Source organism: Streptomyces sp. NPDC002446 (genome assembly GCF_053595675.1).
Genome location: NZ_JBSFYC010000015.1, coordinates 72,643 through 98,319, shown reverse-complemented (window position 1 = coordinate 98,319; position 25,677 = coordinate 72,643). Strand labels below are relative to the sequence as shown.

Below are 25,677 nucleotides of genomic sequence, written 5' to 3'. Positions count from 1 at the left end.
TACCCCTGGCGCGCGAGGTGGATCGGCCACCGCCCCTCAATTACGCTACGAAACCAGGCGATTACCGAGCGCATGCTCGTGTGTCCTTCGATCCAGAGGCAGGTGGCAGATGCCCTCCCAAGTACGTTCCCACTCCCGCCGCGTCCCGCGCACCCTGCTGCGCGCCGGACTGGTGGTCTCCGCGGCCGGTGCCGCGATCGCGGCGGGCGGTGCGGCGACGGCGAGCGCGGACACCGCGTCCTTCCTGGCGCGCAACACCGACACCAGCGCCGCGGCCAAGGGGGTGCACACCGCGCTGCGGCACTCCGCGGCCGGCGGTCTCGGCCCGGTCAAGAACATCCAGTTGAACCCGATGGCCAACACCGCTGTCGATCCGCTCAACAACGGCGTCGCCACCAAGGTCGCCGACTTCAAGCCGATGAGCACCACGCAGGTGACCGGCTTCCTCTCGGACGGCGCCGCGCTGCGGGACGTACCGCTCGCGGGAAGCGTGGCCAGGGCGCTGCCGGAGTGAGCGCCGCCCCGGCCGGGCGCTCGCACCGGGCTCCCGGCCGGGCTCAGCGCCCGTAGAAGGCCCCCACCAGCGCCTCCATGTCCCGCTGGAACGAACAACTCAGCGCGATCCACGAACCGTCGACGAAGACGAGGTCGAACCGGCCCCGCGGGAACGTCATCCGCGGTGCGGGCCGCAGCTGAGCGATCGCCGTACGCGGCACCTCCACCCCGACCTCCAGCTCCGGTGCGCGCTCCCGCCAGCCGGTGGCGTGGTCCACGACCACGAACAGCCGGCGGTCGGTGACCGCCTGGTGCCGGGGCTCGCCGCCCGCGTTGGTGAGCGCGACATGGAAGCGTCCTGCCATGCTCGTCCAGCCGCCCTCCATGGGCTTGCCGTACATCGCGTACTCGACGGCATCGTCCACGGCGTCCTCGAACGTCTCCTGGGCGTTGCTCATCCCCTCCGCGAAGTTGCCCGCGGCGCGCGTCATCGGATTGTTGACCAGCCTGCTGCGCGCGGCCGGCCCGAGCGGCCGCGAGGCCTTCTCCACGGCGCTGCTCAGCGCACCCCAGACCCGCTTCTCCAGGGGCGACTTCTTCCGCGGGACCCTCAGATGGGCGGGGACCAGGGGGAGCGCCGGGTAGACCTCGTACTGGTTGGCGTGCGCCAGCACCTCGCCGGGGTGGAGGAACCGGCGGCAGGGGGTCTCGTGATCGGGCTTCGCCATGCGCTCGATCCTCTCAGCCGAAGGGGTTGCCGGGATCGCGGGGCTGCTGCGCGGGGGCCGGGCGCGTGACCAGCCGTGGATCCTGTCCGACCGCGGGTTCGCGGTAGCGGCTGAGCGGATCCTGGGCGACCGGGGTGGCCGGGGTGGCCGGAGGCGTCGGGAGCGGTGCCGGCCGGGGCGGCTGCGGGGCGAAGTCCGACGCCGGCGGCAGCGGGTGGCTGCCGGGTGCCGGGTGGGACGGGGCGCGGCCCTCGGGCTTGGCGTCGTCGCCGCTGAGCGCGGCGTCGAGCTTCTCGGCCTCGTGCTGGAGGACGGGCGACACCGCCTGGGTCGGATCCCCGGAGAAGCCGAGGCCTCCCATGCCGAGCTCGACGGCCCCCTTCATCGGCACCTTGACGGCCTTCAGCGCATGCTTGGCGGCGAGTGCCTTGGCGAACTTCTCGGCCTCACCCGGGTCCTTGATGTGCTTCCAGGTCCAGGGCTTGAGCTTCTTGACCTTCGACATCTTCTTGGCTTCTTTGAGCAGCTTGATGATGTTGACGAAGGCCTTCAGCTCGGTGGCCAGGTCGCGCAGCTTGTCGGCGACCCGGGCCGAGGTGATGCCGGCCCTGGCCACCGCCGCCGCCGCGCCCGCCGCCGCCGAGACGCCGGCCGTGACGATCGAGGTGGCCAGGGCCACGGCGAGCTCGATGAGCGCCCACTCGATCAGTTCGCGGATGAGCATCTCGACGACCTGCTCGGCGAGTCTGCACTGCTCGGCCGCCCCCTGCAGGACGTCGGCCACCGCGTCCATGTCCGCGGCCTCCGCCTCCAGGGCGGTCTCCATCTCGGCGAGATGCCCCTGGAACGCGTCGGCCGCCGCGCCGGTCCACTCATGGGCGAGGTCCGCGCGGTCGCGCCGCTGATCGGCGATCAGCTCCCGCAGTTCGGCCGCCTGGTCCCGCCACAACCGGGCGGCTTCATAGAGCCCTTCGTCATCGCCGGTGACGGACTCCAGGTGCTCGGCGAGCGGTTCCACCAGCGGCCGCATGATCTCGTCGACGACGGAGTCGAACCCGCTCATCCAGTCGTTGACCTTGTTGTACGCGCCCAGCGCGCCGGTTGCGACCCCGCTCACCGCATGTTCCCCGGGCCGCCCTGGACGGAGTTCAGCGCGGCGACCGTCGCGTCCTCGTCGGACTGGTAGGCACGCGCCGTCTCGGTGACGCCCTCGCCCACCTTCTCTTCCAGCGTGGCCGCCTGCTCCAGCGTCTCCAGGACGTGCTCGCTCTGCTCGTCGTACGCCGTGTAGAGCTCGTCGGCTTCCGGAAGCTTGCCGAAGGCCTGCTCGCTGAGGCGGTGCGAGGCGAGTCTGCTGCGGATCGCCCGCAGCTTCTCCGCGCGCTGGTCGGCACTCCTGGCGAACGTGTGCAGGGCTTCCTGCGCAGCCGAAAACTGCTCAGCCACTGATCTCCCCGATGTCTTGACGTGGTCCGATCAAGATCATCTCAGGTGGCGCCCCGAACAGCAGTACGGGGCCCCACCCACGGAAGGTGAGGCCCCGCACAGTCGGCCGAAGCCGCCGGGAAACCGGCGGAACGGGCCCTAGACGCCCATCGGGTGCCAGACCGTCTTCGTCTCCAGGAAGGCGAGCAGACGGCCGGTGCCCGGGTCGGCGGTCCAGTCGGCGGGAGCCGGGCGCAGTACGCGCTTGAGGTTGTCGGCCGCGGCCTCCTCCAGGGACGTCGCCAGCTCCGCGTCGGCGCCCGCGAGGTCGATCGCGTTGACGTCCTGGTGGGCGGCGAGCGGCGCCCCGAGCTCCGCCGTACGGCCGGACAGGACGTTGACCACGCCGCCGGGGACGTCCGAGGTGGCGAGCACCTCGGCCAGCGACAGCGCGGGCAGCGGGGCCGCCTGTGATGCCACCACGACCACCGTGTTGCCGGTGACGACCGCCGGGGCGACCACCGAGACCAGACCGAGCAGGGACGACTCCTGGGGGGCCAGGACGGCGACCACACCGGTCGGCTCGGGGGAGGACAGGTTGAAGTACGGGCCGGCGACCGGGTTGGCGCCACCGGCGATCTGGGCGACCTTGTCGGACCAGCCCGCGTACCAGACCCAGCGGTCGATCGCCGCGTCCACCTGGGCGGCGGCCTTGGCCTTGGACAGCCCCTCGGCGTCCGCGACCTCGGCGACGAACTGGTCCCGGCGGCCCTCCAGCATCTCGGCGGTGCGGTAGAGGATCTGGCCGCGGTTGTAGGCCGTGGCGCCCGACCAGCCGCCGAACGCCTTACGGGCGGCGACCACCGCGTCCCGGGCGTCCTTGCGGGAGGAGAGCGGGGCGTTGGCCAGCCATGCGCCCTTGGAGTCGGTCACCTCGTACACCCGCCCGCTCTCGGACCGGGGGAACTTGCCCCCGACGTACAGCTTGTAGGTCTTGAGCACGCTCAAGCGATCAGACATTGAGGTACGCCTCCAGACCGTGCCGGCCGCCCTCGCGGCCGTGGCCCGACTCCTTGTAGCCGCCGAAGGGCGACGCCGGGTCGAACTTGTTGAACGTGTTGGACCAGATGACGCCCGCGCGCAGCTTGCTCGCCATCCACAGCATCCGCGAGCCCTTCTCCGTCCAGATGCCGGCGGAGAGGCCGTAGGGCGTGTTGTTGGCCTTCTCCACGGCCTCGGCCGGGGTGCGGAAGGTCAGCACGGACAGCACCGGGCCGAAGATCTCCTCGCGGGCGATGCGGTGCGCCTGGGTGACGCCGGTGAAGAGGGTCGGGGCGAACCAGTAGCCGGTGGAGGGGAGTTCGCAGGCCGGGGCCCAGCGCTCGGCGCCCTCGGCCTCGCCGGCCTCGGCGAGCGCCGTGATACGGGCCAGCTGCTCGGCGGAGTTGATCGCGCCGATGTCGGTGTTCTTGTCCAGCGGGTCGCCCACGCGCAGGGTCTGCATACGGCGCTTGAGCGCGTCCAGCAGCTCGTCCTGGACCGACTCCTGGACCAGGAGCCGGGAGCCGGCGCAGCACACCTGCCCCTGGTTGAAGAAGATCCCGTTGACGATGCCCTCGACGGCCTGGTCGATGGGCGCGTCGTCGAAGACGATGTTCGCGGCCTTGCCGCCGAGTTCGAGCGTCACCTTCTTGTCGGTACCGGCGACCGTACGGGCGATGGCCTTGCCGACCTCGGTGGAGCCGGTGAAGGCGACCTTGTCGATGCCCGGGTGCGCGACCAGTTCGGCGCCCGTGGAGCCGTCGCCCGTGACGATGTTGACAACGCCCTTGGGCAGGCCCGCCTGGCGGCAGATGTCCGCGAAGAACAGGGCGGACAGCGGCGTGGTCTCGGCGGGCTTGAGGACGACCGTGTTGCCGGTCGCCAGCGCCGGGGCGATCTTCCACGCCAGCATCAGCAGGGGGAAGTTCCAGGGGATGACCTGCCCGGCGACACCGAGGGGGCGCGGGTCGGGCCCGTAGCCGGCGTGGCCGAGCTTGTCGGCCCAGCCCGCGTAGTAGAAGAAGTGCGCGGCGACCAGGGGCAGGTCGGCGTCGCGCGACTCGCGGATCGGCTTGCCGTTGTCCAGCGACTCCAGCACGGCCAGCTCGCGCGAGCGCTCCTGGATGAGCCGGGCGATCCGGAAGAGGTACTTGGCGCGCTCGGCGCCGGGCAGCGCGGACCACTTCTCGAAGGCCTTGCGCGCGGCCCTGACGGCGCGGTCTACGTCGTCGGCGTTGGCCTGGGCGACCTCGGAGAGGACCTCCTCGGACGAGGGGGAGACGGTCTTGAAGACCTTGCCGTCGGAGGCCGGGGCGAACTCGCCGTCGATGAACAGGCCGTAGGACGGCGCGATGTCGACGACCGCCCGGGACTCGGGTGCGGGTGCGTAATCGAAGGTCATGGGTGCCTCAGTCCACCGTGACGTAGTCGGGGCCGGAGTAGCGGCCGGTGCTGAGCTTCTGGCGCTGCATCAGCAGGTCGTTGAGGAGACTGGAGGCGCCGAAGCGGAACCAGTCGGCGGTCAGCCAGGGCTCGCCGAGCGTCTCGTTGACCATCACCAGGTACTTGATCGCGTCCTTGGTGGTACGGATGCCGCCGGCCGGCTTCACCCCGACCTGGACGCCGGTGGCGGCGTGGAAGTCGCGCACGGCCTCCAGCATCAGGAGCGTGACCGGCGGGGTCGCGTTCACCGCCACCTTGCCGGTCGAGGTCTTGATGAAGTCGGCGCCCGCGAGCATCGACAGCCAGGAGACCCGGCGCACGTTGTCGTACGTCTGGAGCTCACCGGTCTCGAAGATGACCTTCAGGTGGGCGGCGGTCCCGTCCTCACGGGCGCACGCCTCCTTCACGGCCTTGATCTCCTCGAAGACCTCCATGTACCGGCCGGAGAGGAAGGCGCCCCGGTCGATCACCATGTCGATCTCGTCGGCGCCGGCCGCGACCGCGTCACGGGTGTCGGCGAGCTTGACCGGCAGCGCGGCGCGGCCGGCCGGGAAGGCGGTGGCGACGGAGGCGACATGGATGCCGGAGTCGCCGAGCGCCTCCTTGGCCGTCGCGACCATGTCGGGGTAGACGCAGATCGCCGCGACCTTGGGGACGGTGCGGTCGGTGGGGTCGGGGTGGATGCCCTTGGCGCACAGCGCCCGGACCTTGCCCGGGGTGTCCGCGCCTTCGAGGGTCGTCAGGTCGATCATCGTGAGGGCGAGGTCGATGGCGTACGCCTTCGCCGTCGTCTTGATCGAGCGGGTGCCGAGGGTGGCGGCGCGGGCTTCGAGGCCGACCGCGTCGACCCCCGGGAGGCCGTGGAGGAAGCGGCGCAGCGCACCGTCGTCGGCGGTCACGTCCGCCATTGACGCCAGACGCCCCGCGGCTTCCTTGCCGTATGCGGGAACAGTGATGGGCATGGTCACGAGGGGAGCATATCTACGCGCGTAGCGCAATGTCATCCCCTGCGGTGGGCCGAATCCCGCTCCGCTCCCGAATGATGCCGTAACGCAATGTCCGGCATCCGGACGGTCGGGCAGAATCGGCGGCATGACGAGCCAGGAACGGACGACCCCGCCCCAGCAGCAGTACGCCGCGCGCAGTTACCGCTCGCCGGCGGCCCTCGTCGGCGGTGGTCTGCTCCTCCTGCTCGGCCTCTGGCTGGGCGGCGACGCGCTGCTGCGGGGCGACGCGCACACCAGGCTCACGGCGCTGTTCGCGCTGCTCCTCGGCGTCCCGCTGGTGGCCGCCTTCACCCTGCGGCCCCTGGTACGCGCGGACGAGGACCGGCTGACGGTGCGCAACCCGTTCCGCACGATCACACTGCCGTGGGGCGCCGTGGAGGCGCTGCGGGCGTCCTTCTCCACCGAGGTCGCCACCACCAGCGGCGGCAAGTACCAGCTGTGGGCCATCCCGGTCTCGCTGCGCCAGCGCAAGAAGGCGAACCGGCAGGCGATGCGCGGCGCGGGCGCCGCCGGTCCCCGGTTCGGCCCGAACGCGGACGCCGGCCCGGTGCCGCGCGCGATGGCCGACCAGGCGCTCGACGAGCTGCGCGAGGTCAAGGAGCGGGCGGCGGGGCGGGAGAGTGCTCAGGGGGAGCCGGTGGTGCGGTGGGCGTATGCGGTCATCGCGTCGGCCGTGGCGGGGGCCGTTGGGCTTGCGGTGATGGTCGCGCTCTGAGGGCTCTGAAGGCCTGGGCTACTCGTAGCGGGGCAGTCCCTCCGTCGAGATCGTCCAGTCGCCGATGGTGACGTCCTCGCCGTAGAGGAAGTCCTTCCGGATGGCGTAGCGGGGGCCATCGGGGGTGGAGTGGATGTCGGAGAGGACGGCTCCCTTGCCCTCGCGCGGATCAAAGACCGCATAGATGGGGATGCCGAGCAGCGGGTAGTCCCGCATCTTGCTCACCCAGTCGTTGTCGGGGTTGGAGCGGGAGACGATCTCGATGACGGCGATGACGGTGCGGGGGGCGAAGGAACCCTGGATCTCCATATCCGCTTCGGCGATCACCATCACGTCGGGGCGACGCATGATGCCCTCGGGTTCGTTTTCGACGTCGGGTGCCCCCACGTGCGCCACGAGCTCTTCCGGCATGACCTTCTCCAGGCGTTTCCGAAGGTGTAGCGCGGTGAGTGCGTGTGGCTTGACGGGCGACACCATGTCGAGAACGATCCCTTCCTTCGTGATCTCGAATCTGCCCGGAAGGGTGCCGTCGGTCGACTCAACGAATTCCTTCATCACCTTGTACAGGCGGGTGCCTCGCCGGGCATCGTCCGGGGCCATGGTCAAGCAGCCTTTCTGTGGTCGGACCGGCAGTCGCGGCAGCGGCCCGGTTCAGGTGCGCGGAAGGCGCGGTCGCAGCCTTCGCAGGTCTGGAACGGGTTGGGGCCTGCTACGACCGAGGTGGTGGGCAATGGAGGCGGCAGCAGCGCGGTGAGACGGTGCGCGAGCAGGGCGGCCGGGTGCTTCAGGTCGTCGGGGAGGCGTGCGGTCAGGGCGCGGCGTACGGCATCGGGGGTGGCGCCGCGCTCCAGCCAGGCCGCCACGGCCGGGGTCAGGTGGCGTACGTCCCGCTCGGCGAGCAGCAGCCGCGGTACGTGGCGGTGGAGCTCCGCGAGGAGGGCCGCGGCGGTGCGGTGACGCTCCAGGTCGGGGGTGCGCGGCTCGGGGAGTGGCTCCCGAGGTGCGGGGCGGGACGTGGGCGCTGGAGGCTGGGCGGCTGCGGGCGTGGGCTTCGGGGCGGCCGGTGTCGGCTTCTGGGGCCGCTCGGGCGTGCGGGTCGGCCTGGGCGTCGCGGTGACGGCCGAACCCGGCTGGTTGTACGAGACCGTCCGGGTGACGACCTTGCCGCTGGGGAGGCGTTCCCGGGTGCGCTTCAGATAGCCGTGGGCCTCCAGCTCCCGCAGGGCTCCGGCGATGCGGTGCTCGCTCTCGGGGAAGCGGGCCGACAGGAACTTGATGCCGACCAGGGCGCCCACGGGCAGCGACTGGATGTGGACGGCGAGCCCGATCGCGAGGAGGGAGAGCTCGCGGTGCTGGGCGAGGTGGTTGCCGACGACCGTGTAGCGGGTGGTGTGCCGGACGTTGGCGTGGACGACACCGGATCGGGCGGTCGGGGAGGGAACGGCTGACGTGGCGCACGAGGGCGCGCTAGGCTGCTGTAAAGCCATCAGGAAGCTCCTACTTCCTCGGTGGTCAGGCCCTCGATCGGGATCTGGAGTCCCGGCCGGGGGCCGTCGCATGTCTGGAGTCGTTGCGGCGAGCATATGCCGGTGAACCGGTCGCAAATCCAGCCCAGTTGGGCGATGTCACCTGAGTGGGTGACGGGAGGTCGGAGGGGTTGGGAGGGGTATTTCCCCCGGTTATTTCCCCGGTCTTAAGCCTTGATGTCGTGGCGCGCCGCGTCGTGGTCAGCCGCGTCGTACTCCACCGGGTCGCGGCAGGTGCGATGCGGTGAACGATGCGGTGACCAGGGTGATTTCTGCCCATACCGTCTTGCAGGGGACGGGTCCGGGGGTGACGCCCCAGCGGTCGGCGAGCGCCCCGACGAGGAGCAGGCCGCGGCCCGATTCGCTGTCGGCGATGACGTGCGCTGCGGTGTCCAAGGGGAGCCCCTAGGAACGGAGTTGCTTGGTGGCGAGCAGTCTGGCGAGTCGGGCGCCTCGGCGGGTGGCGGAGAGCTGGACCGTGAACTGCCGTGTGCGGGTTCCGCTTTGGGTGATTCCTCGGTTCATGTCACTCAGCGTGGCGATGCGTGCGTACCGTGAACAGCGGTGACGCCCTTGCGTACGGAGACTGTCCCGGGCTTGTCCGGTGCTGTCCCGGCTGTCCGGAGTGACATCGCGGTGAGCTGGGGCGTTGACCAGGGACGGATCTCGGAGGTGGGCGCGGATGAGCGTGGACGGCGAGGGCGTGGAGACCGGGGAGACCGGGGTGGACGAGCCGGGCTGGGAGGTCGATCCGGACGATGAGTCGGGGGCGGCGGTGGTCGCGACGGTCGGCCGCCAGCTCAAGGCCTGGCGCGAGGCGGCCGGACTGCGGGCCGCGGAGTTCGGGGCGGCGATCGGGTACGGAGAGGACCTGATCTACAAGGTGGAGGGCGGCCGGCGCATCCCCCGGCCGGAGTTCCTGGACAGGGCGGACGAGGTGCTGGGGGCGGGCGGGAAGCTGGCCGCCATGAAGCGGGATGTGGCGGAGGCCCGGTATCCGAAGAAGGTACGGGACTTGGCGAAGTTGGAGGCCAAGGCGGTTGTGGTGGAGGCGTATCACCACCACAACATCAACGGCCTCTTGCAGACCGAGGAACACATGCGGGCACTGTTTGCGGCCTGGCTGCCCGCCTACACGGAGGATGAAATGGATCGCATGGTGGCCGCCCGGATGGCCCGGCGATCCATCTTCGAGCGGGATCCCGTCCCGGCACTCAGTTTCGTCCAGGAAGAGGTGACGCTTCGCCGTCCTGTTGGAGGCACAATGGTGTGGCGCCGACAGCTCGAACGCCTTCTGGAGGTGGGGAAGTTGCGGAATGTGTCGATCCAGGTGATGCCGACCAGTCGCGAGGAACACCCCGGGACCGGTGGGTTGATCGAGGTACTGAAGCTTCCCGATGGCACTGCCGTGGGGCGTTCCGAGGGCGCGTTCAGCGGCCGCCCGGTATCTGATCCGAAGCAGCTCAGGATCCTTGAACTGCGTTATGGGATGATCCGGGCCCAGGCTCTCACGCCACGGGAGTCGCTGGCCTTCATCGAGCAAGTGCTGGGAGAGACATGATCCCCAAGTCCCCTGCTGGGGGTGCTTCCGACCTGGAATGGTTCAAGAGCAGCTACAGCAGCAGCGGTGACGGCAACGACTGCGTCGAGGTGGCGACTTCCTCCGGCGCGGTGCACATCCGTGACTCCAAGGACAAGCCGGGCCCGCGGCTCGTGTTCACGCCGGCAGTGTGGGCCGACTTCGTGACATACGTGGGAGAGACATGATCCACATGCTTTCCACCGGGGATGGTTCCGAGCTGCAGTGGTTCAAGAGCAGCTACAGCGACAGCAGCAACCCCAACGACTGCGTCGAAGTCGCCAGCGCCCCCGGCCTCGTCCACGTCCGCGACTCCAAGAACACCCAGGGGCCACGCCTCGGCTTCGCGCCTGGTGCGTGGGCCGACTTCGTGACGTACGTGGTCGGGACATGATGCGCAAGGCATCTGCTGGGGACACTTCCAGGCTGTGGTGGTTCAAGAGCAGCTATAGCGACAGCAGCAACAGCAGCGAGTGCGTTGAGGTCGCGACCACCCCCGGCACGATCCATGTGCGTGACTCCAAGAACGCCCAGGGCCTCCGGCTCGCCTTCACGCCGACCGCGTGGGCCGACTTCGTGACGTACGCGGTCGAGACATGATCCCCAAGTCCCCCGCTGGGGCTGCCTTCGACCTGCACTGGTTCAAGAGCAGTTACAGCGACAGCGGTGACGGCAACGACTGCGTCGAGGTGGCGACTTCCTTCGGCGCGGTGCACGTCCGTGACTCCAAGGACAAGCCGGGCCCGCGGCTCGTGTTCACGCGGGCCGTGTGGGCCGACTTCGTGACATACGTGGGAGAGACATGATCCACAAGCTTTCCACCGGGGATGGTTCCGAGCTGCAGTGGTTCAAGAGCAGCTACAGCGACAGCAGCAACCCCAACGACTGCGTCGAAGTCGCCAGCGCCCCCGGCCTCATCCACGTCCGTGACTCCAAGGACAAGCCGGGCCCCCGGCTCGCGTTCACGGCGACCGCGTGGGCCGACTTCGTGACGTACATGGTCGAGCGCTGAAGACGACTGAACGCAACGCGCCCCGTCCCCGGTGAACCCGGGAGCGGGGCGCATGGCGTGAGAAGAGCAGAAAGCTCTCAGATCCCGGCCGCCGCCGACAGATCCCCCTTGATCGCGGCCAGCGTCCCGGCGGCCCTGCCCCGCGCCTCGGGCAGCCCGTCTGCCGACGCCACCGGGACCACGACCTCCAGGTAGCACTTGAGCTTGGGCTCGGTGCCGGAGGGGCGGACCACGACACGGGCCGACTCGATGCCTGCCTCAGCGGAACCGGAGAGGTAGTAGCGCAGGCCGTCGGTCGGCGGGAGTGCCTCGGTGCCCTGGGACAGGTCGTCGGCGCGGTCCACGGTCAGGCCCGCCAGTGTGGTCGGCGGCTGTTCGCGGAGCCTGCGCATGGCGTCGGAGATCAGCGACAGGTCCTCGACGCGGACCGAGAGCTGGTCGGTGGCGTGCAGTCCGTGCTCCACGGCCAGCTCGTCCAGCAGGTCCGGCAGGCCGCGTCCGGCCGCCTTCAGCTCCGCGGCCAGTTCGGTGATCAGCAGGGCGGCGGTGATGCCGTCCTTGTCGCGCACGCCCTCCGGGTCGACGCAGTAGCCGAGCGCCTCCTCGAAGGCGTAGCGCAGCGAGTCCACCCGGGCCAGCCACTTGAAGCCGGTCAGCGTCTCCTCGTACGGGAGCGTGGAGCCGGCCGCGATGCGGGACATCAGCTGGGAGGAGACGATCGTGGTGGCGAAGGTGCCGGTCGCGCCCTTGCGGACGAGGTGGGCGGCGAGCAGGGCGCCGACCTCGTCGCCGCGCAGCATCCGCCAGCCCTCCGGCGTGCCGGGGGCCGGGACGGCGACGGCGCAGCGGTCGGCGTCGGGGTCGTTGGCGATGACGATGTCCGGGCCCACGGAGCGGGCCGTGGCGAAGGACAGGTCCATCGCGCCCGGCTCCTCCGGGTTGGGGAAGGCGACCGTCGGGAAGTCGGGGTCCGGCTCGGCCTGCTCCGCGACGACCGCCGGGGCCGGGAAGCCGGCCCGGTCGAAGGCGGCGAGGAGGGTGTCCCGGCCGACGCCGTGCATCGGCGTGTAGACGACCTTCACGTCCCGGGGGGAGCCGGGGGTCAGGACGGCGTCGGTACGGGCCAGGTAGGCCGTCAGGACGGCGTCGTCGAGGGTTTCCCAGCCGGACTCGGGGCGCGGTACGTCGTCCAGCGAGCGGACCGCGGCGATCTCGGCGGCGATCTCGCCGTCCGCGGGCGGCACGATCTGCGAGCCGTCGCCCAGGTAGACCTTGTAGCCGTTGTCGCGCGGCGGGTTGTGGCTGGCGGTGACCTCGACGCCGGCGACCGCGCCCAGGTGCCGGATCGCGAAGGCCAGGACGGGTGTGGGCAGCGGGCGGGGCAGCAGGGCCGCCTTCAGGCCCGCGCCGACCATTACGGCGGCCGTGTCGCGGGCGAAGTCGGCGCTCTTGTGGCGCGCGTCGTAGCCGATGACGACCAGTCCCGAGCCCTGGCCCTTGGCCCTGAGGTACGCGGCGAGGCCGGCCGCGGCCCGGATGACCACCGAGCGGTTCATCCGCATCGGTCCCGCGCCCAGCTCACCGCGCAGCCCGGCGGTGCCGAACTGGAGGGTGCCGGCGAACCGCGCGGCCAGCTCGGCCGTGATGTCGGCGTCGTCGGCGGCTTCGATGAGCTTGGACAGCTCGTCCCGGGTCTCCGGGTCCGGGTCCTCGGCCAGCCATGCCTGGGCCCGGTTGATCAGCTCCGCGGGATCGGTAGCCACGTGATGCTCCTGAGGGTGGATACGGGTGGGGGGCGCGCTGCGGGGTGCCCGTGAGCGGGGCCTCGTCCCGGCTCGTCACGCTTACCCCGTACGGGCGTGAAGGGAGCCGCAGAACCGGCCATTGGCAGGCCGCGGCGGCGGGCGGCGGGCGGCGCGCGGGTGGCGCGTCCGGCCGATCTGCGTGATCGGCCCGCGACGCGACCCGCGCACCCGCCGTGTCCGTGGCCGTGGCGCCCATGGCGCCGCGGTGGTTCAGAGCTTGCCGAGCACCTGGGCGAGCAGGCTGCCCATCGCGGTCGCGGAGTCGCGGCCGGCCTGCAGCACCTCCTCGTGGTTGAGCGGTTCGCCCGTCATGCCGGCGGCGAGGTTCGTCACCAGGGACAGGCCGAGCACCTCGGCGCCCGCCTCACGGGCCGCGATGGCCTCCAGGACGGTGGACATGCCGACCAGGTCGGCGCCCAGCGTGCGGATCATCTTGATCTCGGCCGGGGTCTCGTAGTGCGGGCCGGGGAACTGGGCGTAGACGCCCTCCTCCAGGCTCGGGTCGACCTCCTTGCACAGCGCGCGCAGCCGCGGCGAGTACAGGTCGGTCAGGTCGACGAAGTTCGCGCCGACGATCGGGGAGGTGGCGGTGAGGTTGAGGTGGTCGCTGATCAGGACCGGCTGGCCGGGGCGCATGCCCTCGCGCAGGCCACCGCACCCGTTGGTGAGTACGACGGTCTTGCAGCCGGCCGCGACGGCGGTACGGACGCCGTGCGCGACGGCGGCCACGCCGCGGCCCTCGTAGTAGTGGGTACGGCCCAGGAAGACCAGCGCGCGCTTCGCGCCGACCTGGTAGGAGCGGATCTTGCCGCCGTGTCCGGCGACCGCCGGGGGCGGGAAGCCGGGCAGCTCGGTGACGGGGAATTCGTGCTCGGGCGCGCCCAGGGCCTCGGCGGCCGGCGCCCAGCCGGAGCCCATCACCAGGGCGACGTCGTGGGTCTCGGCGCCGGTCAGCTCGCGCAGACGGGCGGCGGCGTCGGCGGCGGCACCCTGCGGGTCGCGCGCGATGTCCGGAGTAACAGATGCGTTCACGCGGACGAGGGTAGCCGGTATTCCCCTACGCGCGTAGATGTCGCTGCTTACGGTGCTCGGATCGTTGTCTTGTGGCTTTCGCCAAACGCCGGTCGCCCGGGCGCGTCGCGACACCCGTACGGACGCGCCGACGGCCTTCGCCGCGCCGTCCCGCGCACCCGCCGATCCGGTGTCCGCTCCTCAGCAGGGCCGCTTGCGCAGCTCCATCACATAGTCGTGGGGCGCGCCGGCCGACTCCGCGGCGTCCGCGATCTCGCCCAGATAGCGGGCGGAGGGCAGCCCGCCCTCGTAGCCGTTGAGCACATAGATCCAGGCCGTCTCGTCGCCTTCGAGGGTGTGCACCCGCACCCGCATCCGCCGGTAGATCTCCATGCCGACGCCCTCCCAGCGGTCCATGGACTCCTCGTCCATGGGGGCGATGTCGTACAGGGCGACGAAGAGCTGGGAGCCCGGGTCCTCCACGACCGTCGCCAGCGCGCCCTCCCAGCCCATCTGCTCGCCGCCGAAGGTGAGCCGCCAGCCGCTGAGCCAGCCGGTGCCGCGCAGCGGCGAGTGCGGTGCGCGGCGGGACATCAGCCGCGCGTCGAGGTTGCCGGCGTACGCGGCGTAGAGCGACATGGTTCCGAGGGTACGGGAGGTTGCCCGTCGGGCTCGTGGTACCGGAGGCTCGTACGACAGGGCAGCACAGGCGGCGCACGGGCGGCCGGCCGGCGCACACGGCGCCCCCGGGCGAGAGCGACACACGGGCGTGCGGGACAATGGAGTACGTGACTCGGATCGTGATCATCGGTGGCGGACCCGGCGGATACGAAGCGGCCCTGGTGGCGGCTTCTCTCGGCGCGGAGGTGACCGTCGTCGACTGCGACGGTCTGGGCGGGGCGTCGGTGCTCACCGACTGCGTGCCGTCGAAGACCCTTATCGCCACGGCCGAGGTCATGACGACCTTCGACTCCTCCTACGAGGAGCTCGGCATCATCGTCGAGGACGACACGCCGCACATCGACCGGCCCGCCCGGGTCGTCGGCGTCGACCTCGGCAAGGTCAACCGACGGGTCAAGCGGCTCGCGCTCGCCCAGTCGCATGACATCACCGCTTCCGTGACCCGCGCCGGCGGCCGGGTCATGCGCGGTCGCGGCCGGCTGGAGCCGGGCCAGGCGCCGGACGGCTCGCGCAAGGTGACCGTCACCGCCGCCGACGGCACGACCGAGGGCCTGATCGCGGACGCGGTGCTGATCGCCACGGGCGCGCACCCCCGCGAGATCCCCGACGCGCTGCCCGACGGCGAGCGGATCCTGAACTGGACGCAGGTCTACGACCTCGACGAGCTGCCCGAGGAGCTCATCGTGGTGGGCTCCGGTGTCACCGGCGCCGAGTTCGCCGGTGCCTACCAGGCGCTGGGCTCCCGCGTCACCCTCGTCTCCTCCCGTGACCGCGTGCTCCCGGGCGAGGACCCGGACGCCGCCGCCGTCCTGGAGGACGTCTTCCGCCGCCGCGGCATGAACGTCATGGCGCGCTCGCGGGCCCAGTCCGCCAAGCGGGTCGGCGACCGCGTCGAAGTCACCCTCGCCGACGGCCGGACGATCTCCGGTACGCACTGCCTGATGGCGGTCGGCTCGATCCCCAACACCGCGGGCATCGGCCTGGAGGCGGCGGGCGTCAAGCTCAAGGACTCCGGCCACGTCTGGACCGACAAGGTCTCGCGCACCACGGCCCCCGGCGTGTACGCGGCCGGCGACTGCACCGGCGTCTTCGCGCTGGCGTCGGTCGCCGCGATGCAGGGCCGGATCGCGATGTACCACTTCCTCGGCGACGCGGTGACCCCGCTGAACCTCAAGACCGTCTCGGCGAACGTCTTCACCGACCCGGAGATCGCCACCGTCGGCTACTCCCAGGCCGACGTCGACAGCGGCCGGATCGACGCCCGGGTCGTGAAGCTGCCGCTGCTGCGCAACCCGCGCGCCAAGATGCAGGGCATCCGCGACGGCTTCGTGAAGCTCTTCTGCCGTCCCGGCACCGGCATCGTCGTCGGCGGTGTGGTCGTCTCCCCGCGCGCCAGCGAGCTGATCCACCCCATCTCGATCGCGGTCGACAACAATCTGACGGTCGAGCAGATCGCCAGCGCCTTCACGGTCTACCCGTCGCTGTCCGGCTCGATCGCGGAGGTCGCCCGGCAGCTGCACTCCCGTAAGACCGCCGGCGAGTAAGGGCACACAACCGAAAAGCGGCGATCCCCCCGCGCCCATAGGCGATTGAAAACTTTGTGCCCCCAGTGAGCACTGGGGATGAAACGTCCCTGCACACACCGGCGGTCCGCCCGTGCGGCGGCCTCGCCGGCGCACGGGCCCCCAGGGCGGCTGACCAGGCAGCGAGCGGGTCGCGCCGCCCGGCGGTCCGCCGTACGCACGACATATGCGCTTCGCATACCACGTCACGCTGCGCGGTGTGAACAACTTCCGTTAATTGGTGCAACCTGCTGAAAACAGACGGTCGTTGGCGTTACTGTCAGTTTCGTGTTCGCTGCAGAACGTCGCCAATTGATCCTTGAAATGGTGCGTGCCAATGGGGCGGTTTCGCTCCGGGAGCTCGCCCGCGTCGTCCAGACCTCCGAAGTGACCGTACGGCGGGATGTGCGGGCGCTGGAGGCAGAGGGACTGCTCGACCGCCGGCACGGCGGTGCGGTCCTGCCGGGAGGTTTTACCAGGGAATCCGGTTTTCCACAGAAATCCCATCTCGCCACCGCGGAGAAAACGGCCATCGCCGATCTCGCGGCCGGCTTCGTCGAAGAGGGCGAGGCCATTGTCGTCGGCGCGGGAACGACCACCCAGGAGCTGGCCCGCCGGCTCGCCCGCGTCCCCGGACTCACCGTCGTCACCAACTCCCTGCTCGTCGCCCAGGCGTTGGCCCATGCCAACCGCGTCGAGGTCGTGATGACCGGCGGCACCCTGCGCGGCTCCAACTACGCGCTGGTCGGCAGCGGTGCCGAACAGTCCCTCCAGGGACTGCGGGTGTCCCGCGCCTTCCTGTCGGGCAGCGGTCTGACCGCCGAGCGCGGCCTGTCCACCTCCAACATGCTCTCCGCCAGCGTCGACCGGGCGCTCGTCCAGGCGGCGGGGGAGGTGGTGGTGCTCGCCGACCACACCAAGCTCGGCTCCGACACGATGTTCCAGACCGTGCCGACCGACGTGATCACCCGCCTGGTCACCGACGAGCCGCCGGGCCACGACGACCGCGCCGCCACGGAACTCCAGGCGCTGGCCGACCAGGGCGTACAGATCGCCGTCGCCGGCGGGCCGGGTGCGGGGCACGCTCCGGGCCAGCAGGGCCTGGAGGGCGGGGGCGGTGACCGCCGGGGCCCGCGGCGGGACGTCCCGCTGCCGGGGCAGCGGCGCAGCCATGCGCCGGGCGGCACAAGCGGTGCGCCGCAGCTGCGCCCGGCCGCGTCACTGAGCGAGCCGCCGGGCGGCCGGGTGGCCGATCTGGCACCACGGCGGCGCTGAGCGCCAAGGCCCGGAGCGGGCGGTCGGCCCGGGGAGCGCGTCCCCGGGGCGGTCCTAGGGCCTGACCCATCGGACAGGCCCTAGCAGGCGCTCCCCGCCTTCAGTCCGCTCAAGGTGAGCGTCAGCAGCCGGTCGGCGAGCTCCGGGTCGTCCGGGGACTCCTCGGCGGCCAGGGCGATGCCGTTGGTCAGCTGCATCAGATCGCCGATGCTCACATCCGGGCGTACGGCACCGGCCTGCTGGGCGCGGGCCAGCAGCGTGCCGCCGGCCTCCCGCATCGGCACGCTGCACCGCGCCATCCCCGAGCTCTCGTCCGCCGACGCCGTCATCAGCGCCCGCGACAGACCGCGGTACGTACTGGCGTGGGCGACGATCGCGCGCAGCCAGTCGACCAGCGCGGCGCACGGCCGGGGCGCGTCGGCCAGCTCCCTGGCGTACGCAAGCAGGGCGTCCACCTCGCTCTGGAAGACGGCGCCCATCAGGGCGGTGCGGTTGGGGAAGTGCCGGTAGAGGGTGCCGATGCCGACGCCGGCGCGGCGCGCGATGTCCTCCAGTGAGGTGTCCGTGCCGTGCTCGGTGAAGGCCGTACGGGCCTCGGTCAGCAGCCGCTCGTAGTTGCGGCGGGCATCGGCCCGCATCGGGCGCGCAGCACCGTCCCGCGCCGGGGCGGCCGTCACCGGACCCCGCGCCGTCTGCCGCTGCCCTGCCGTCTCCGTCGCCATCGCCGTCCTTCCTCCACCCGGCCGGTCGCGGCCCGGTGGGTCCAGGATGCCACTGCCCCTTCACGGGGTATCTCGGTGCGGTACGCAAGGATTAGTGGAGGTGTACTCCGATTGCTTCCGGTCAGGGTCCGGATCCCGCCCGGTGGACGGCCGGCGGACCGGGCGTGAAGTTCCGGCATACCGCAGTGGTCGCGTGGCCGAACACCTCGGCGGGGCCGCAACGCCACGCCGCCGGCAGCCATCAAACCTGGCGCAATGAGGTCTTCCGGGGTCTTCCGGAGGGCCTGGGACACGCCGTGAGATCCCGCCGGGGGAGCGGTCCGCGGCGCGGAGTACCTGGGGAACGCCATGGGACTGACCAGCCGGTCGCTGTTGTACGTCATGGCCGCGGTCGCGGTGGTCTGCGTGGGACTCACGCTGTGGCTGTGGCCGCGGTTCGCCGGGCGCGGGGCACGGGCGATGCTCGGGCGCCTCAGCTCGATCGTCGCGACCCAGCTGGCCGTCGTGGCGGCGCTCGGTCTCGCGGTGAACGCCAACTTCCAGTTCTACGGCTCCTGGCAGGAGCTGCTGGGCCTCTACGACGACGCGCCGGCCGCCGTCGGCAAGTGGGGCGACGGCGGCAGCGCCGGCCCCGCCGGCGACCCGTCCAAGGGCCTCGTCCAGGCCTCGGGCCCGGACGGCCTGGACAAGGTGCACGGTCTGCCGAAGGGCCCGCCGGACCAGGTGGGCAGGGTCGAGGCCGTACGGATCGTCGGCAAGCGGACCCGGGCGGTGGACCCGGCCTATGTCTATCTGCCGCCGCAGTACTTCCAGCCGCAGTACGCGCGCCAGCGCTTCCCCGTCGTCGTCGCGCTCAGCGGCTACCCGGGCGGCACGTTCCTGCTGGCCCAGCATCTGCGGGTGCCGCAGACCGCCGCCGGGCTGATCCGCGCCGGCCGGATGCAGCCGACCGTCATCGTGATGCTGCGGCCCACCATCGCGCCGCCGCGCGACACCCAGTGCGTCGATGTGCCCGGCGGCCCGCAGGCCGAGACGTTCTTCGCGCGCGATGTGCCCGACGCCCTCAGGTCGCACTACCGCGTGGGCCACGACCCCGGCGGCTGGGGCGTGCTGGGCTACTCGTCGGGCGGCAGCTGCGCCCTCCAGCTCGCCCTGCGGCACGACCGTACGTACACCGCGGCGGCCGCCCTCTCGCCGGACTTCAAGGTCAGCAACGACCCCACGACCGGCAACCTCTTCGGCGACGGCCGGGACCGGGTCCGCCGCCGCCAGGAGCACGACCTGATGTGGCGGCTGCGGCATCTGCCCGCCCCCCAGGTGAACGTCCTGATCGGCACGAGCCGTACGGGCGAGAAGAACTACCCGGCCGCCAGGGACTTCCTGGCCGCGGTCCGGCCGCCGATGAAGGCCGAGGCCGTGGTCCTCGACCACGGCAGCCACAACTTCGCCACCTGGCGGCGCGAACTGCCCGCCGCGCTGGAGTGGATGGGCAAGAAGCTGACGTTCCCGGAGGACGTGGTGGGGAACTCGTAGCGGAATACGGCCCCGGGGCCGGCCCGCGGACGCGTCCGGGAACGTCCGAGGGGCCCGTGGCAGTCGCCTGCCGCGGGCCCCTCGGACGTCGGAACTACCGGGTCAGTCCTTGATCTCGCAGATCACCGCGCCGGAGGTGAGGGCGGCACCGACCTCGGCGGTCAGGCCCTTGATGGTGCCGGAGCGGTGCGCGTTGAGCGGCTGCTCCATCTTCATGGCCTCCAGGACGACGACCAGCTCGCCCTCGGTGACCTGCTGGCCCTCCTCGACGGCGACCTTGACGATGGTGCCCTGCATCGGCGAGGCGAGCGCGTCACCGGAGGCGGCGCTGCCGGCCTTCTTGGCGGCCTTGCGCTTGGGCTTGGCGCCTCCGGCGACCGCCGCGCGGGCCAGCGGCATCCCCAGCGAGGACGGCAGCGAGACCTCCAGGCGCTTGCCGCCGACCTCGACGACGACCGTCTCGCGGGCGTCGGTCTCGGCCTCCTCCGCGCCGGGCGCGGCGAACGGGGCGATCTCGTTGACGAACTCGGTCTCGATCCAGCGGGTGTGGACCGTGAACGGGTCGGCGGAGCCGGTCAGTTCGGGGGCGAACGCCGGGTCCTTGACGACGGTGCGGTGGAAGGGGATGGCGGTGGCCATGCCCTCCACCTGGAACTCGGCCAGTGCGCGGGCGGCGCGCTGCAGGGCCTGTTCGCGGGTGGCGCCGCTGACGATCAGCTTGGCGAGCAGGGAGTCCCAGGCGGGGCCGATGACCGAGCCGGACTCCACGCCCGCGTCCAGGCGGACGCCGGGGCCGCTGGGGCCGTCGAAGCGGGTGACCGTGCCGGGCGCCGGGAGGAAGTTGCGGCCGGGGTCCTCGCCGTTGATGCGGAACTCGAAGGAGTGGCCGCGCACCGCCGGGTCGCCGTAGCCGAGCTCCTCGCCGTCGGCGATGCGGAACATCTCGCGGACCAGGTCCAGGCCGGTGACCTCCTCGGTGACCGGGTGCTCGACCTGCAGGCGGGTGTTGACCTCCAGGAAGGAGATCGTGCCGTCCTGGCCGACGAGGAATTCGCAGGTGCCGGCGCCTTCGTAGCCGGCCTCCTTGAGGATGGCCTTGGAGGCGCGGTAGAGCTCGGCGTTCTGTTCGTCCGTCAGGAACGGGGCCGGGGCCTCCTCGACCAGCTTCTGGTGGCGGCGCTGCAGCGAGCAGTCACGCGTGGAGACGACGACCACGTTGCCGTGCTTGTCGGCCAGGCACTGGGTCTCCACGTGCCGGGGGCGGTCGAGGTAGCGCTCGACGAAGCACTCGCCGCGGCCGAAGGCGGCGACCGCCTCGCGCACCGCGGAGTCGTAGAGCTCGGGGACCTCGTCGAGGGTGCGGGCGACCTTCAGGCCGCGGCCGCCGCCGCCGAAGGCCGCCTTGATCGCGATGGGCAGGCCGTGCTCCTTGGCGAAGGCGACGACCTCCTCCGCGCCGGAGACCGGGTCGGGCGTGCCGGCCACCAGCGGCGCACCGGCGCGCTGGGCGATGTGCCGGGCCGCGACCTTGTCGCCCAGATCGCGGATCGCCTGCGGGGGCGGGCCGATCCACGTCAGCCCGGCGTCCAGCACCGCCTGCGCGAAGTCGGCGTTCTCCGAAAGGAAGCCGTAACCGGGGTGGATGGCGTCCGCGCCCGAATCGGCCGCGGCGGCCAGCACCTTGGCGATGTCCAGGTAACTGGTGGCAGGTGTGTCACCGCCCAGGGCGTAGGCCTCGTCCGCCGCGCGTACGTGCAGAGCGTCCCGGTCGGGGTCGGCATAGACAGCGACACTGCCGATCCCCGCGTCCCGGCATGCACGGGCAACGCGGACAGCGATTTCGCCACGGTTGGCGATGAGCACCTTGCGCACGATGGGTCCTTCCTTGGCGCTTCGCCGCAACAAAGGGATGCGGCGATTTTAGGGACTGGCGACACCGCGTGCCGACCCGTTCCCTGGGGTGAGCTTGCCCACACGGAGTGTGCTCGGGGCGCCAGTGAGGGGCCTAAGTCCCCTGGTATCCCAGGGTAGGCCCCGTTTCCCGGGCTCCGGCTCGAGACTCGGTGTGGCTTAGGTCTCGAACTTCTGACGTCCAGCGGATCGTCAATTCTTTGTGGAGTCCCTACGAATGGGCGAAGGAATCTTTGCGGTCGGCTCCGTCCTTGGACGTACCGCCGGACTTCCGTCCGCACTCGTCGCCACCCGCTCGTGCAGAACCCTTGCCCCAGCTATTACCCATTAGTAGCGTGCGCGATGTCTGAGAACTCGCGGTAACGGATGTCTTCCGGAAGTGGGTGGGCTGGGTGATGGCACGACGGCCGGTGGCATGGGCCGCGGCGGTGGTACTGGTCCTGGAGGCGTGCGGGATCGTGCTCCTCAACTGGATCCTGAGCATCGTCGTGGACCGGCAGCAGATGTCGCTGGCCGGTCTGCAGCCCCGCGCGATGTCCACCGGCTCCTGGGTCGCCGGCGCCCTCTTCGGGCTCTACCTCCTCTTCTGTGCCGCCGTCCTCATCCGAACGGCGGTATGCGACCGCGCCCCCGGCGGCTTCGCCCGTATCGCCCTCATCAGCGCCGCCGTGGTCCACGGCGTGCTGGGCGCCTTCTCCGTCGGACTGGTCGGCTGGGTCGCCTTCCTCGCGATGACGGCCGTCCTGGGGCTTCTGGTGCTGGTCCTGGTGGCGTACGGGGAGGGGCGCGGCCGGCAGGGCGCGGACGGCGGCGCGGAGGTCCCCGGCGGCGGCCCGCAGCCGGCGGCGCCCGGCGCGCTGTGATCCGCGCGCTGCGCACCTGAATTCCCGGCCCGAACTCCCCGCTCCCCGGCCCGACTCGATGCGGCACCGGCCCCCGCGACACGCCCGGGTAGGCTCTTCGCGCTGTGTCGTCGACGGGGGTTGGTGCAGATGCAGACGCCGGTTGCGGGTGCCGGGGCAACGCCGCGGACGGGGACGCCGGTCTCGATCGGTCCGTACGCGGTACTGGGCCGGCTGGACGACGAGGTGTCCGGCATACCCGTACCCGAGCAGCGGTTCATCGGGCGGAGCGCGGACGGGGACCGTACGGTCCTGATCGGGCTGCCGCTGCCGGGGGCCGACCCCGGCCGGTTCCTGGCCGAGGCGGAGGCCTCCCGCTATCTGCTCGGGCCGTGGTCCGCTCCGGCCGCCGAGATCGCCGCGCCCGGTGACGCCCCCTGGCACGCCCGCCCCTACCTGCCGGCCCTCCCGCTGCCGGCCGCGCTCGCCCTGTACGGCGGTCCGCTGCCCGAACGCACCGTACGGGCCCTCGGCGCGGCCCTCCTGGAGACCCTGATCATCGGGCACGGGCAGGGGCTGGCGCACGCCGGTGTGTCCCCGGCGGCCGTCCTGCTGGCGGCGGACGGGCCCCGGCTCACCTGCTTCGGGGCGGTGCGCGCCGCGGCCGAGGACGGCACCCCGCGCTCCGGGCTGCCGGGCCTGGAGTCCGGGAGCCTCCCGCCGGAGCAGGCGGGCGGCGGCCGCCCCGATCCGGCGGGCGACGTCTACGCCCTCGGGGCGACCCTCGCCTACGCCGCGACCGGTCACACCGTGCCGGAACGGGAGGAGCTGCCGGCCGCCTTGCGGGCGGCCGTCACGGGCTGCCTCTCGCGCGACCCGGCCGCCCGGCCGCGTCCGGCCGAGCTGCTGGACGCGCTCAGCCCGCTGGCCGCCCACCCCGCCACGGCGCTCGACACGGCGGGCAACCCCGCCGACCGGGCCGCCGCCGCGCTCGGCCCGGGCTGGCTGCCCGGCCGGATCATCGCGGCCCTCGCCCGCCAGTCGGCCGAACTGCTGGCCGCGAACCTCCCCGTTCCGCCCGCACCGCACCAGGACTGACGCCCGCATGCCCTCCCCTCTCGCCCATGACGACCCGCACGGCTTCGGCCCCTACCGCCTCATCGCCCGGCTGGGCAGCGGCGGCATGGGCACCGTCTACCTGGCCCGCTCCCCGGGCGGCCGGACCCTGGCGGTCAAGACCATGCACGCCCGGATCGCCACCGAGACGGCGTTCCGCACCCGCTTCCGGCTGGAGGCGGACGCCGCCCGGGTCATCGGCGGACGCTACGGCGCCCAGGTCGTCGAGGCCGATCCGGGCGCCGAGACCCCCTGGATGGCCACCGAGTACGTACTCGGCCCGCCGCTCGACGACGCGGTGGCGCTGGCCGGCCCGCTGCCCGAGGCATCGGTCCGCGCCCTGGGGGCGGCGCTGTGCGGGGCGCTCGGCCAACTGCATCACTCGGACGTGGTGCACCGCGACCTCAAGCCGTCGAACATCATGGTCACCGCGCACGGCCCGAAGGTCATCGACTTCGGTATCGCCCGCGCCCTCGGCGACGACCGGCTGACCCACACCGGCGCCGCGGTCGGCACCCCGGCGTTCATGTCGCCCGAGCAGGCGACCGGGGCGGAACACACCCCGGCCGGGGACGTCTTCGCGCTCGCCGGGGTCCTGGTCTTCGCCGCCACCGGCCGCGGCCCGTTCGGCGACGGGCAGCCGGCCGACCTGCTCTACCGCGTCCGCTACGGCGAGCCGGACCTCACCGGCGTGCCCGCGGCGCTGCTCCCGGGCCTGTCCCGCTGCCTGGCCAAGGACCCCGCCCAGCGGCCGTCCACCGCCGAGCTGTCGTCCCAACTGCACGACGGCGGCGGGCAGTTCGCCGACCATCTGCCGGATGCGGTGCTCGCGGAGATCGGACGGCGGGCGAGCGAGGTCTGGCAGATCGTGCCGCGGCGGCTGCCCGCGCCGGCCGACGCGCCGCCCACCGTGCCGTCCGCCGACGTGCCCGCCGCGCGCGGCCTCACCCGCCGTGGGCTGCTGATGGCGGGCGCGGGTTCGGTGCTCGGCGTCGCGGGGGCCGGGGCGGGGGTGTGGGCCCTGCTGGGCCGGGACGCCACGGAGCCGGGCCCCGGCACCGGACCGGGGTACACCAGGCCGAAGCCCGGGCCGAGCGTCGGCGCGCTCAAGAAGAAGAAGCTGGACTCGGTGTGGCAGAAGCAGACCGGTGGTCCCGACGAGGACCAGAACCCCGAAGTGCCCATGGTGGCCGGCGACCAGGTCGTCCTGGTGGCCGGCGCCGAGGCGCGCGGGGTGGCTCCGAAGTCCGGTGAGTCGGCGTGGACGTTCTCGCTGTACGCGGACTCCTCCTGGCAGGTCGCCTCGGACGGCGAGCGCGTCTACCAGATCCTGCGGGTCGAGAACGGGCAGGACCTGATGACGAAGAAGGTCTCGTGGTTCCTCGCACCGGTGGACCTCGGCACGGGCAAGCCGGGCAGGCGCATCGCCCCGGTGTCGGACTCCGAGCACAACGGCATCATCAGCCGGCTGCTGGCGGTCGCCGACGGCACCGCCTACCTGGCGATCTCGCACGGGAAGGTCAAGTCGCACGAGCGCCTGTCCCGCTGGTCCGTGATCGCGGTAGACCTCACCTCGGGGCGCCGCACGTGGACCGACCCGGTGCCCTTCCACCCCGCCAAGAGCAACGACAACCACTTCATCGCCGCCAAGGCGCACGGCGACCGCCTGGTCCTCCTCCAGCAGACGAACGACGGCAAGGTCCGGATCGTCGCCCGTGACACCCGCACCGGGAGGGTCGCCTGGGACAAGCCGTGGGACGGCGCCGACTCCCGGTACGTACGGGATCCGCTCGCGGTCGACGGGCGGCACCTCTACCTGGGCTACGGCCCGTTGCGGGCGCTGCGGCTGAGCGACGGCGGACAGGCGTGGGACACGTCCTCCGTGCGCCCCAAGAAGACCTACGGACCGGCGGTCCTCAAGGGCGGTGCGGTCTACGCGGTGGAGAAGGGGCTCGGCCTGGTGTCGTACGGCACCGGCGGCGGCAAGCCGCGGTGGTCGGAGAAGAGCGCGGAGGGCCCGCGGGCGGACCACGTCGTGCGGCCCGTGATCGGCTCCGAGTACGCCTACACGTACAGCAGGACCGACGGCGTCCTGCGGGCCGTGGGCCTCGCCTCGCGCACCACCGAGCAGCTGTACACGACCAGCGGGACCCGCTTCGTCGCCCACGAGAAGAGCCGGATGGTCATCGCCTCCGGCCCGCACTTCCTCGCCGGATTCCCCCTCCGCTGAGCCCGCCGGAAGGACACC

27 protein-coding genes and 1 pseudogene are annotated in these 25,677 nt (G+C 71.9%); 14 read left to right on the top strand and 14 right to left on the bottom strand.

Going from position 1 to position 25,677, the window contains the following annotated elements; all coding sequences use genetic code 11:
* Positions 1 to 109: 109 nt before the first annotated feature.
* Positions 110 to 514, top strand: a complete 405-nt coding sequence (locus ACWD6P_RS11930; RefSeq protein ID WP_451443911.1) for a hypothetical protein — start codon at positions 110 to 112, stop codon at positions 512 to 514.
* A gap of 43 nt (positions 515 to 557) precedes the next feature.
* Here ACWD6P_RS11930 and ACWD6P_RS11925 read toward each other — a convergent pair whose 3' ends face one another.
* From ACWD6P_RS11925 to deoC, 6 genes are all read right to left on the bottom strand, one after another.
* Positions 558 to 1,223 (bottom strand): hypothetical protein, encoded by a 666-nt coding sequence (locus ACWD6P_RS11925; protein ID WP_451443910.1) that lies wholly within the window; start codon positions 1,221 to 1,223, stop codon positions 558 to 560.
* 13 nt (positions 1,224 to 1,236) lie between these two features.
* The gene (locus ACWD6P_RS11920; RefSeq protein WP_451443909.1) at positions 1,237 to 2,340 is read right to left on the bottom strand and encodes a WXG100 family type VII secretion target; all 1,104 of its coding nucleotides are present in this window, start codon (positions 2,338 to 2,340) and stop codon (positions 1,237 to 1,239) included.
* The gene (locus tag ACWD6P_RS11915; protein ID WP_451443908.1) at positions 2,337 to 2,669 is read right to left on the bottom strand and encodes a hypothetical protein; all 333 of its coding nucleotides are present in this window, start codon (positions 2,667 to 2,669) and stop codon (positions 2,337 to 2,339) included. Before ACWD6P_RS11915 ends, ACWD6P_RS11920 begins: the two co-directional genes overlap by 4 nt.
* A 138-nt stretch (positions 2,670 to 2,807) precedes the next feature.
* A complete protein-coding gene (locus tag ACWD6P_RS11910; protein WP_451443907.1) occupies positions 2,808 to 3,668 on the bottom strand; it encodes an aldehyde dehydrogenase family protein in 861 nt (286 codons plus the stop codon).
* Positions 3,661 to 5,091 (bottom strand): aldehyde dehydrogenase family protein, encoded by a 1,431-nt coding sequence (locus ACWD6P_RS11905; RefSeq protein WP_451443906.1) that lies wholly within the window; start codon positions 5,089 to 5,091, stop codon positions 3,661 to 3,663. Before ACWD6P_RS11905 ends, ACWD6P_RS11910 begins: the two co-directional genes overlap by 8 nt.
* Before the next feature lie 7 nt (positions 5,092 to 5,098).
* Positions 5,099 to 6,094, bottom strand: coding sequence for a deoxyribose-phosphate aldolase (deoC, locus tag ACWD6P_RS11900; RefSeq protein ID WP_451443942.1), 996 nt, complete (start codon positions 6,092 to 6,094; stop codon positions 5,099 to 5,101).
* Between the two features lie 130 nt (positions 6,095 to 6,224).
* Here deoC and ACWD6P_RS11895 point away from each other — a divergent pair, with 130 nt between their 5' ends.
* The gene (locus ACWD6P_RS11895; RefSeq protein ID WP_451443905.1) at positions 6,225 to 6,854 is read left to right on the top strand and encodes a PH domain-containing protein; all 630 of its coding nucleotides are present in this window, start codon (positions 6,225 to 6,227) and stop codon (positions 6,852 to 6,854) included.
* An 18-nt stretch (positions 6,855 to 6,872) separates the two neighbouring features.
* Here ACWD6P_RS11895 and ACWD6P_RS11890 read toward each other — a convergent pair whose 3' ends face one another.
* From ACWD6P_RS11890 to ACWD6P_RS11880, 3 genes and pseudogenes are all read right to left on the bottom strand, one after another.
* The gene (locus ACWD6P_RS11890) at positions 6,873 to 7,460 is read right to left on the bottom strand and encodes a Uma2 family endonuclease (protein WP_451443904.1); all 588 of its coding nucleotides are present in this window, start codon (positions 7,458 to 7,460) and stop codon (positions 6,873 to 6,875) included.
* Positions 7,457 to 8,341, bottom strand: coding sequence for a helix-turn-helix domain-containing protein (locus ACWD6P_RS11885; RefSeq protein WP_451443903.1), 885 nt, complete (start codon positions 8,339 to 8,341; stop codon positions 7,457 to 7,459). The genes ACWD6P_RS11890 and ACWD6P_RS11885 overlap by 4 nt, the downstream gene beginning before the upstream one ends.
* Positions 8,342 to 8,581: 240 nt before the next feature.
* Positions 8,582 to 8,905 (bottom strand): annotated as a pseudogene (locus ACWD6P_RS11880) (ATP-binding protein).
* Positions 8,906 to 9,062: 157 nt separating this feature from the next.
* On the opposite strand from ACWD6P_RS11880, the gene ACWD6P_RS11875 reads away from it, so the two are divergent.
* Genes ACWD6P_RS11875 through ACWD6P_RS11850 form a run of 6 tightly spaced genes read left to right on the top strand, consistent with a single transcriptional unit; the run spans position 9,063 to position 10,971 of the window.
* Entirely contained in the window at positions 9,063 to 9,941 is an 879-nt protein-coding gene (locus tag ACWD6P_RS11875; protein ID WP_451443902.1) for a helix-turn-helix domain-containing protein, read from the top strand.
* A complete protein-coding gene (locus tag ACWD6P_RS11870) occupies positions 9,938 to 10,147 on the top strand; it encodes a DUF397 domain-containing protein (RefSeq protein ID WP_451443901.1) in 210 nt (69 codons plus the stop codon). The genes ACWD6P_RS11875 and ACWD6P_RS11870 overlap by 4 nt, the downstream gene beginning before the upstream one ends.
* Complete coding sequence (locus ACWD6P_RS11865) at positions 10,144 to 10,353, top strand: DUF397 domain-containing protein (protein ID WP_451443900.1); 210 nt, start codon at positions 10,144 to 10,146, stop codon at positions 10,351 to 10,353. The genes ACWD6P_RS11870 and ACWD6P_RS11865 overlap by 4 nt, the downstream gene beginning before the upstream one ends.
* The gene (locus ACWD6P_RS11860) at positions 10,350 to 10,559 is read left to right on the top strand and encodes a DUF397 domain-containing protein (protein ID WP_451443899.1); all 210 of its coding nucleotides are present in this window, start codon (positions 10,350 to 10,352) and stop codon (positions 10,557 to 10,559) included. Before ACWD6P_RS11865 ends, ACWD6P_RS11860 begins: the two co-directional genes overlap by 4 nt.
* Positions 10,556 to 10,765, top strand: a complete 210-nt coding sequence (locus ACWD6P_RS11855; RefSeq protein ID WP_451443898.1) for a DUF397 domain-containing protein — start codon at positions 10,556 to 10,558, stop codon at positions 10,763 to 10,765. The genes ACWD6P_RS11860 and ACWD6P_RS11855 overlap by 4 nt, the downstream gene beginning before the upstream one ends.
* Positions 10,762 to 10,971 carry a DUF397 domain-containing protein gene (locus tag ACWD6P_RS11850; protein WP_451443897.1) on the top strand — a complete coding sequence of 70 codons (210 nt, stop codon included), beginning with the start codon at positions 10,762 to 10,764 and terminating at the stop codon, positions 10,969 to 10,971. Before ACWD6P_RS11855 ends, ACWD6P_RS11850 begins: the two co-directional genes overlap by 4 nt.
* Positions 10,972 to 11,048: 77 nt before the next feature.
* On the opposite strand, the gene ACWD6P_RS11845 is transcribed toward ACWD6P_RS11850, so the two are convergent.
* The 3 genes from ACWD6P_RS11845 to ACWD6P_RS11835 form a co-directional block, all read right to left on the bottom strand.
* The gene (locus ACWD6P_RS11845) at positions 11,049 to 12,734 is read right to left on the bottom strand and encodes a phospho-sugar mutase (RefSeq protein WP_451443896.1); all 1,686 of its coding nucleotides are present in this window, start codon (positions 12,732 to 12,734) and stop codon (positions 11,049 to 11,051) included.
* 252 nt (positions 12,735 to 12,986) lie between these two features.
* A complete protein-coding gene (locus ACWD6P_RS11840) occupies positions 12,987 to 13,808 on the bottom strand; it encodes a purine-nucleoside phosphorylase (RefSeq protein WP_384442674.1) in 822 nt (273 codons plus the stop codon).
* Positions 13,809 to 13,988: 180 nt separating this feature from the next.
* On the bottom strand, positions 13,989 to 14,426 hold the full coding sequence (locus ACWD6P_RS11835; RefSeq protein ID WP_451443895.1) for a gamma-glutamylcyclotransferase: 438 nt from the start codon (positions 14,424 to 14,426) through the stop codon (positions 13,989 to 13,991).
* Positions 14,427 to 14,566: 140 nt separating this feature from the next.
* Between ACWD6P_RS11835 and ACWD6P_RS11830 the strand changes: the two genes are divergently transcribed.
* Entirely contained in the window at positions 14,567 to 16,012 is a 1,446-nt protein-coding gene (locus ACWD6P_RS11830) for an NAD(P)H-quinone dehydrogenase (RefSeq protein WP_451443894.1), read from the top strand.
* A 306-nt stretch (positions 16,013 to 16,318) separates the two neighbouring features.
* Positions 16,319 to 17,305 (top strand): DeoR/GlpR family DNA-binding transcription regulator, encoded by a 987-nt coding sequence (locus ACWD6P_RS11825; RefSeq protein ID WP_451443893.1) that lies wholly within the window; start codon positions 16,319 to 16,321, stop codon positions 17,303 to 17,305.
* Between the two features lie 80 nt (positions 17,306 to 17,385).
* Here the strand turns inward: ACWD6P_RS11825 and ACWD6P_RS11820 are convergent, their stop codons facing one another.
* Positions 17,386 to 17,943, bottom strand: coding sequence for a TetR/AcrR family transcriptional regulator (locus ACWD6P_RS11820; protein WP_451443941.1), 558 nt, complete (start codon positions 17,941 to 17,943; stop codon positions 17,386 to 17,388).
* A gap of 432 nt (positions 17,944 to 18,375) precedes the next feature.
* Between ACWD6P_RS11820 and ACWD6P_RS11815 the strand changes: the two genes are divergently transcribed.
* Positions 18,376 to 19,560 carry an alpha/beta hydrolase gene (locus ACWD6P_RS11815; RefSeq protein ID WP_451443892.1) on the top strand — a complete coding sequence of 395 codons (1,185 nt, stop codon included), beginning with the start codon at positions 18,376 to 18,378 and terminating at the stop codon, positions 19,558 to 19,560.
* Positions 19,561 to 19,662: 102 nt separating this feature from the next.
* Here the strand turns inward: ACWD6P_RS11815 and ACWD6P_RS11810 are convergent, their stop codons facing one another.
* Positions 19,663 to 21,432 carry an acetyl/propionyl/methylcrotonyl-CoA carboxylase subunit alpha gene (locus ACWD6P_RS11810; RefSeq protein ID WP_451443891.1) on the bottom strand — a complete coding sequence of 590 codons (1,770 nt, stop codon included), beginning with the start codon at positions 21,430 to 21,432 and terminating at the stop codon, positions 19,663 to 19,665.
* Positions 21,433 to 21,866: 434 nt separating this feature from the next.
* On the opposite strand from ACWD6P_RS11810, the gene ACWD6P_RS11805 reads away from it, so the two are divergent.
* The 3 genes from ACWD6P_RS11805 to ACWD6P_RS11795 all read left to right on the top strand — a co-directional run bounded on the left by ACWD6P_RS11805 (position 21,867) and on the right by ACWD6P_RS11795 (position 25,659).
* Positions 21,867 to 22,334, top strand: coding sequence for a hypothetical protein (locus ACWD6P_RS11805; RefSeq protein ID WP_451443890.1), 468 nt, complete (start codon positions 21,867 to 21,869; stop codon positions 22,332 to 22,334).
* A 129-nt stretch (positions 22,335 to 22,463) separates the two neighbouring features.
* A complete protein-coding gene (locus ACWD6P_RS11800; protein WP_451443889.1) occupies positions 22,464 to 23,411 on the top strand; it encodes a serine/threonine protein kinase in 948 nt (315 codons plus the stop codon).
* Between the two features lie 7 nt (positions 23,412 to 23,418).
* Positions 23,419 to 25,659, top strand: a complete 2,241-nt coding sequence (locus ACWD6P_RS11795; protein WP_451443888.1) for a protein kinase domain-containing protein — start codon at positions 23,419 to 23,421, stop codon at positions 25,657 to 25,659.
* Positions 25,660 to 25,677 lie beyond the last annotated feature (18 nt).